Origin of the sequence: Chryseobacterium rhizosphaerae (assembly GCF_003385455.1) — a bacterium.
GTDB classification, from domain to species: domain Bacteria; phylum Bacteroidota; class Bacteroidia; order Flavobacteriales; family Weeksellaceae; genus Chryseobacterium; species Chryseobacterium rhizosphaerae.
On the sequence record NZ_QNUF01000019.1, the window covers coordinates 88050 to 95626 of the forward strand.

The following is a 7577-nucleotide window of genomic DNA, read 5'->3' on the forward strand; positions in this document are numbered from 1 at the left end:
TTGGTTTATTTCCTGTGAATAGTGAATTCTTAGCCCAATCAATGATGAATGGATGATTAACAGGCAAAGCAAATTCACTATTCGTTCTTTATTATTCACCGTTTTACCAATAAAAAACATTAATTTAACCTTTTCAAATTCGCGGTTCATGCAACAGCAAAAAATAAAAATTTCGCAGGCGGTCATCTGGGTAAGTTCTATTTTTCTTGGAATTTTATCTTCGGTTCCCCAGCTTGCCTCTCATGAATTTAACTGGAAGGAAGCCATTGTCAATTCGGCGATAACCGCTGCATTCTCCATTATCATGTGGTATATCAATATTTATATGCTGAACCGGTCAGCAGGAAAGCGCAGACAGCATATTTCCTACCCGAGGCTGCTTGTCATATTAGCTTTTGGAATGGTGATTATGTTTGTGCTGGCATGGATTCAGCAGTTGATCTTATCTCATATCAATTTTGGACCGGTTATGCTGATGGTAGAGGTAAGAGGTATTTTAATCAATTTGGTCTGCTATATGTTTCTGACCTTACTTCAGAACAATTATACCGGTCAGCAGATACAGCTGGAGCTTGAAAAAGTGAAAAGTGATCATCTTGGAGCTCAATATGAACTTTTAAAACAACAGATCAATCCTCATTTTCTTTTCAACAGCCTGAATACTTTAAAATTAATGGCAGAAACTCATGATGTGGAGACTGTAGATTTTATTGTAAAGCTCTCAGACTTTTACCGTTTCACTCTTGAAAGCAGAAAATTAGACCTCATCAGTGTTCAGGAAGAAATGAAAATAGTAGATGCCTATCTTTTCCTTCAAAAAGCACGTTTTGGTGATGGCATTACATTTACTAATCTGCTTGAAAAAGAAACCGGGCAAACGCTTATTCCCCCCTTTACGCTTCAGCTTTTGGTAGAAAACTGTATTAAGCATAATATCGTTTCCCAAAGCAAACCTTTACATATTAAGATCTATAATACCAAAGATCTGATGATTATTGAAAACCCCATTCAGCGTAAAATGGCGGCAGAAGATTCTTTGGGCGTTGGACTGGACAATATTAAAATGCGTTATAAGCATCTTCTAGAACAGGACATCATTATTTATTCGGACGAAAAAACCTTTCAGATAAAACTACCACTGATCCATGAATATCATCATCATTGAAGACGAATTTAGAGCAGCAAAGGCCCTTCAGAGCTTAATTTTAGATTTACAGCCCGATTCCCTTATCCTGGGAGTTTATGACAGTATTGAAGCAAGCATTGAAGCTTTATCAATGGATATAAAGCCTGATCTTATCTTTATGGATATCCAACTTTCTGACGGACTTTCATTTGAAATTTTCAAAGCTGTAGAAATCACATGTCCAGTGGTTTTCTGTACTGCTTTTGATCAGTATATGCTGGATGCTTTTAAAAGTAAAGGAGTGGATTATGTACTCAAGCCTTTTTCCCGGGAAGATATCTCGGAAGCTCTCAAAAAAGTAGAGGAATTAAAAAAATTCTTTCAAAAGAATGAATTACCCGACCTGGAGTCTCTTTTGCAAAAAATCAGTCAGCCTGAAGGCAAAAGCAGTTTCCTTGTTTTCAAAAACCAAAAGTACACTAGTGTTCTCACTGAGAATATAGCTTATTTTTATATCCACAACGAAATTACCCACCTGGTCACCTTTTCCAGGGAACAGTTTCAGCTCACCCAACCTCTTGGGCAGGTTGCCGAACAGGTTTCCGGTAAACAGTTTTTCAGAGTCAACAGGCAATATCTGGTTAATTTTAAGGCTATCAAAGAAATGGAGCATTATTTCCAACGGAAAATCCTTGTTACCCTCGTTGTCGATACTCCTGAAAAACTTCTTATCAATAAAGAAAAAACGCACAGCTTTTTTACCTGGATAGAAGATCGGTAATACCGGACTGTACATATGAATCTATTACGACCTAAAGGCATGTCATAAAAGAAAGGCAATTAACTGATTACTATCCGGTTAATTGCCTTTTTCATGATCTTTCATGTTTAGAAAAGGTTCCTCTTCATTCTTTTAGTTTCCTTTCAAAATTTCTACAACTTCTTTTTCCGGTTTCAACCCTTCATTTGTCCGGTTAACTTATTTTCTCATTCTTTTAGGTTCTAAGACGGTCTACTTTTGAATCAAATTAAAAGATATGATACTAAAAAATTTAATCACAACAGGGGCTTTCACCTCATTACTGTTTGCTGCTTTTGCCTTTGTTCAGGTAGATCAGACATCAGAAAACGAGCTACATTCAGCTTCCGAAGATCATGGTTTTGCCGTATTGGAGCTGTTCACATCAGAAGGCTGTTCCAGCTGCCCTCCCGCTGATGATCTGATGGGACAAATCGAAAAGAAATATAAAAATGAGCCTGTTTATATCCTTTCTTACCATGTTGACTATTGGAATCGCCTGGGTTGGAAAGACAGATTCAGCACTTCTGAAAACTCACAAAGACAACAGCAGTACAGCCGTATATTAGGTTCTCAGGTATACACACCACAGTTAATCGTCAACGGAAAAACTGAGTTTGTAGGTTCCGACCATAATGCTGTGGAAAGCGCCATTCAAAAAGCACTGTTTGTTTCTAAAAATACAAAGGTAGAGCTCTCAGCCAGGGCCTCTCAAAACGAAATTAACGTACAGTACAAGACCAATTCAACAGATCCTAAACATACACTGGTCATAAATCTTGTTGAAAAACAATCTTCCACTCAGGTTGCTCAAGGAGAAAACGAAGGACGGCATCTGCAACACTGGCAAATTGTTCATAAACAGAATAAGATTCAGGGAAATGCAATACAAGACGGAGCCTCAACTTTTCTGCTTCCAGAGCATTTTTCTCCTGATAATTGGGAAATCATTGCCTTTATTCAAAATACAAAAACCGGAGAAATCCTGGGATCTGCAAAAACGGATTTAAAATAAGTTTTTCAACAGCATCCATCTCAATTCTTACAACTGACACTCCCACAAACTTTTTCGCTTCTTAGCAATTCATTAAAATTCAATAACAATTTAAAAAACGATCACAATGAAAACAAAAACAACAAAAATCATCTATTGGTCCGGTGCAATCTTTATGTCTCTATGGTTTGGAGCAAGCGGTTTCTTTGAACTCACAAAAAATCCTGTTGTATGGGACATTACCCAACAGCTTGGTTATCCTTCTCATTTCATTTATATATTAGGGGTCTTTAAAATCTCAGGTGTTCTCGTTCTTCTTCTTCCTAACAGACTGTTGAGATTAAAAGAATGGGTATTTGCCGGAATGTTTTTCGATATCATCTTTGCCTTTTTTTCAAAGATTGCGGTTCTTGGTTTTCCGGCTGCAGTAGATGCTATGATCGCTTTCTCAGTACTTTCAGTAACGTATCTCATGTTCAGAAAGCTATACTCTTCCGAACTCATCTTTGAAGAAGCCTGATAATCAGAAATGTCATAGAAAAGTTTATGTTCATTTTTTGAAAAGCTACGATTTTCTTTTCTGCAAACGAATCCTCAACCTACTAAGAGGGTTCGTTTTATGTTAGGGATCAGCTGATGTTTAGTTTGGGCTAAATGATACATTGACAATAATAAAGCGGACTAAAGCCCGCTTTATTATTGTTTACTCTTCAACATCTCTTAATTCATAAAACTTTCCGGGAACCACTCAAAAGCGCCAGCTTTTTTCTTTGTGAATCCAAGACCTGGCCATGGCAAGTGACAGGCAAAAGCTCTTGTTTTGGTATCTGCCAACTGCAGAAGAAGCTTTTTTCTTGAAGCGGCAGCTATATCCAGGTCTGTATCTCCGGAAAACCCCCATTCAGGATGCGGGAAAAGAATAACATCGGAATGAATAAGATCTGCTATGTATAATAGTTTTTCGTTGCCTGATGATACTGTGGTAACCGTTAAGCCTGGTGTATGCCCCGGAGCTAACTGAAAACTGAAATAATCATACAGCGTATTGTTCAAATCATAAAACTTCAGTTTGGGTTTAATTGTTTTCAAAATATTCTGGAGCGCCGGGACAATCTGATTGAGCAATTCAGGTTTAGCTTTCAGGGCACTGTTATTAAAATCTTTGAGGGAAGCCTGCATCCAGAAATCATATTCAATTTTCGAAATGAAGATATTTGCATTAGGATAAACAAAGTTATTCTGTTTATCTATAACTCCTCCAATATGATCAGGGTGTGCATGAGAAATAAAAACATCCGTAATATCTTTCGCAGAGAAACCTGCTTTTTGAAGGCTTTTCAGTAGAAATCCCGTTCTTTCATCAGCAAAAATCCCCATTCCGGAATCGAAAAGAATGAGTTTATTCTTTGTTTTTACAAGCAGCGTATTCATCGCCATATCAATATAATCTTCTGATCTGAAATTATCTTTAAGAATGGCTTTCACTTCTGAAACATTCCCTCGTGGGGCAAATGAATTCACATCTGTCTCATGGATATATCCATCCGTGAGAACAAAAAGCTCTAATTCTCCAAGCTTCATTTTTTTAAACCCTGAAAGATCTTCTTCTATTTTATCGGAAGTTATTTTCGTTTCTGCCAATATACTGGAAAAAGGAACCAAACTCAGTGTTCCTGCCAGTAAACCATTCTTTAACAGTTCTCTTCTATTCATAATCTAAATATGTGATATTGTGGTGGTGTGAATTTATTATATTTGAAAAAACTGAGCTCCCGGTAGTATCCAGGAACCCAGTTTACAGTATAGTCTTTAGTTGTTTACTAATTTCATAGAACCTTCAGTATATCTTTCGCCCACATTGGGATATTTCTTCAGGATCGCATCAATGGTATCCAAATCCGATTGTGAAAGATCTATGTTTATGGCAGCGATATTTTCTTCCAGGTATTTGATTCGTTTAGTCCCCGGGATTGGGATAATATCTTCACCCTGACTGAGTACCCAGGCTAATGCCAGCTGGGTTCCCTTCACTCCTTTAGAAGCTGCAAAATCATTGATTTCTTTTGCCAGTTTGGTATTGTTTTCTATGTTTTCCTGCTGGTAACGCGGTAAAGTCTTTCTAAAGTCATCCTCTCCAAAGTTCTGTACTTCACTGATATTGGCAAAAAGTCCTCTTGCTAATGGAGAATAAGGAACCAAACTAATTCCAAGCTCTCTGATCGTTGGCAGAATTTCTTTTTCAACATCTTTTGTAAGGATAGAATATTCTGACTGCAAAGCAGCTATCGGGTGAATTTTATTCGCTTTTCTGATAGATTCTGCTGAAGCTTCAGAAAGTCCGATATACTTCACCTTTCCGGCTTTTACCAGTTCTGCCATGGCTCCTACTGTTTCCTCTACGGGGATATTGGGGTCCACTCTATGAGCATAATAAAGATCAATGGTATCTATCTTTAACCTTTGAAGGCTTAAATCTACGGCCTGTCTGATCCATTCCGGTGAACCATCAAAATAGGTACCCGGAGCCCCACTATGGCTGGCTTTATCACCTTTGAATCTGAATCCGAATTTTGTGGCAATAAAAATTTTATCTCTGTTGGGAACCAAAACTTTAGAGATCAGTTTTTCGTTTTCTCCATTAGCATACATGTCTGCTGTATCCCAAAAATTAACTCCCAAGTCTAATGCTCTGTGCAAAGTATTGATACTTTCCTGCTCATCTGTAGGGCCATAAGCAAAGCTCATCCCCATACAACCTAAACCAATAGCAGATAACTGCTCTCCTGTATTTCCTAATTTTCTAAATTTCATGATGGTATGATTTAAATTTTATAAGACAAAATTAGAACATAGAAACAGCATCTGTGATATATAATTCAAACTAAGAATTATAAAATTCAAACAGGATTCATTCTTAAGGTATTCGGAGTAAGTCCGGTTTGTTTTTTAAAATAATTGGTAAAATAAGCTGGTTCTTCAAAGCCCAGTCCATAAGCGATTTCTGCAATATTCCAGTCTGTATGCTTCAATAAAGCATGGGCTTCCTGCACAACTCTTGCTGTAATCTGCTGGCTGGTTGTCTTTCCGGTAATCTCTTTTACAGAACGGTTCAGTGAATTCACATGAATGGAAAGACTCCGGGCATAATCATTGGGAGTTTTCAATTTCAGATATGCCCCAGGACTGTCAATTGGAAACTGTCTTTCCAGAAGTTCCATAAATAAGGAGGCTACTCTTTGTGAAGCATTCTGATAAGGTTCAAAGCTTTCTGCAGGATTCATTTTCATTGTTTCATGAATCATCAGATAAAGATAAGCTCTAAGCATATCGTATTTATGAACATAATCCGACTTAATCTCTACCATCATTTTTCTATACAGATCAGAGAGTATCTTTTGATGCTCTTCTTCCACAAAGAAAACCGGAGTTCCTCCAATTTTGAAAAGAGGAGAATCCTGAAGATTTCCCAGACGGTTACCATTTTGCAAAAATTCTTCTGTAAAAAGGCAGAACCATCCTTTCTGATTCTCATCCTGTGATTCCCAGGAATAGGGAACAATAGGATTCGAAAATAATAATGCCGGGCGGTCTATCTCAATCCATTTATCTGCGTAGTGAAGTCTTCCTTTTCCTATAATCAATGAGATTTTATAATAATCTCTTCTGCTGTAGGGAGTCAATACCGCACAATATTCCCTTGAGGCTACATTGAAATGTCCCATACCACGAGGTCCCACCTGCTGCGGCCCCAGATTGGAAGAGTTTCTTTCATAAAACCCCTCTAATGATTCTTTGGATTCCATATATCAAAATTATAAAATTCAAACCAATATATCTACAAAAACAATCTATATTCATAAAATAAAAATGGCTGGCATTGCTGCCAGCCACTTAAAGTGAATATATATAATTGATAATGGTCTAATCCCAGTCATCATCATGCCCGTGCCCGTTTCCATGACCATGTTTATTTTGTTTTTTGTAATATTTTTCCTGATTTTTATAATACTTCTCCTGTTGTTTACGGTATTTTTTCACATCATTTTTACGCCCATATACCATCACAGGATTTTGTCCTCTATAATATTTCTTTTTAAATACAATATACTTTTCTCTTCCAAGTATTCTCTCCAGTTCCGAGTATCTTTCCCCCCGCCATCTTCCGGGCTCTACTACATATACCTTATTCCATGAGTTATAATCACGATATCGGTCATTTAAAGCATAAACCTGATTGGCTTGTGTGGTGGAAAGTAACAGATCTGCTACGACAGTCTGCCAATTAATATCACTAATACTTCTTCTATAATCATTATAATAATCGGACTGAGCATAACTCATGCTGAAGGTCCCGATTAAAAATGCTGTTAACAAAAATTTTTTCATTTTATTATCCCCTTTTAAATTAAACATAATGACAAAGTCAATTAAAGTGCCAATTATTAACTCTAATTCCTAATGTTTGTTAATAAAAATCATAAATCACTGATTATCTTTTACATATTTTACCTATCATTATAATTCGATCATCAAAAAAAATGTAATTTTCTTTGGATTTTTTTTTCTTAAACAGAGATTATGAGTAAATACCGGAGGCTGCAGATTGGAGTTTAGCAAAAATACTTTATACTTTATACTTTATACTTTATACTTTATAC

At 36.7% G+C, this 7577-nt stretch carries 8 protein-coding genes; 4 read left to right on the plus strand and 4 right to left on the minus strand.

Annotated elements, in window-relative coordinates; all coding sequences use genetic code 11:
- Positions 1 to 148 precede the first annotated feature (148 nt).
- From DRF57_RS15705 to DRF57_RS15720, 4 genes are all read left to right on the plus strand, one after another.
- Positions 149 to 1165 carry a sensor histidine kinase gene (locus tag DRF57_RS15705; RefSeq protein ID WP_115919538.1) on the plus strand — a complete coding sequence of 339 codons (1017 nt, stop codon included), beginning with the start codon at positions 149 to 151 and terminating at the stop codon, positions 1163 to 1165.
- Positions 1146 to 1907, plus strand: coding sequence for a LytR/AlgR family response regulator transcription factor (locus DRF57_RS15710; protein ID WP_047486086.1), 762 nt, complete (start codon positions 1146 to 1148; stop codon positions 1905 to 1907). Before DRF57_RS15705 ends, DRF57_RS15710 begins: the two co-directional genes overlap by 20 nt.
- Before the next feature lie 256 nt (positions 1908 to 2163).
- Positions 2164 to 2940: a DUF1223 domain-containing protein gene (locus DRF57_RS15715; protein ID WP_115919540.1), complete on the plus strand. Its 777-nt coding sequence runs from the start codon at positions 2164 to 2166 to the stop codon at positions 2938 to 2940.
- Positions 2941 to 3046: 106 nt separating this feature from the next.
- Positions 3047 to 3439 carry a DoxX family protein gene (locus DRF57_RS15720; protein ID WP_047486091.1) on the plus strand — a complete coding sequence of 131 codons (393 nt, stop codon included), beginning with the start codon at positions 3047 to 3049 and terminating at the stop codon, positions 3437 to 3439.
- Positions 3440 to 3639: 200 nt separating this feature from the next.
- Here DRF57_RS15720 and DRF57_RS15725 read toward each other — a convergent pair whose 3' ends face one another.
- From DRF57_RS15725 to DRF57_RS15740, 4 genes are all read right to left on the minus strand, one after another.
- Positions 3640 to 4632, minus strand: a complete 993-nt coding sequence (locus tag DRF57_RS15725) for an MBL fold metallo-hydrolase (protein ID WP_115919542.1) — start codon at positions 4630 to 4632, stop codon at positions 3640 to 3642.
- 96 nt (positions 4633 to 4728) lie between these two features.
- A complete protein-coding gene (locus DRF57_RS15730) occupies positions 4729 to 5730 on the minus strand; it encodes an aldo/keto reductase (RefSeq protein WP_084087729.1) in 1002 nt (333 codons plus the stop codon).
- Between the two features lie 86 nt (positions 5731 to 5816).
- Positions 5817 to 6722, minus strand: a complete 906-nt coding sequence (locus tag DRF57_RS15735) for a helix-turn-helix domain-containing protein (protein ID WP_115919544.1) — start codon at positions 6720 to 6722, stop codon at positions 5817 to 5819.
- 118 nt (positions 6723 to 6840) lie between these two features.
- A complete protein-coding gene (locus tag DRF57_RS15740) occupies positions 6841 to 7305 on the minus strand; it encodes a hypothetical protein (protein WP_084087762.1) in 465 nt (154 codons plus the stop codon).
- Between the last annotated feature and the right edge of the window lie 272 nt (positions 7306 to 7577).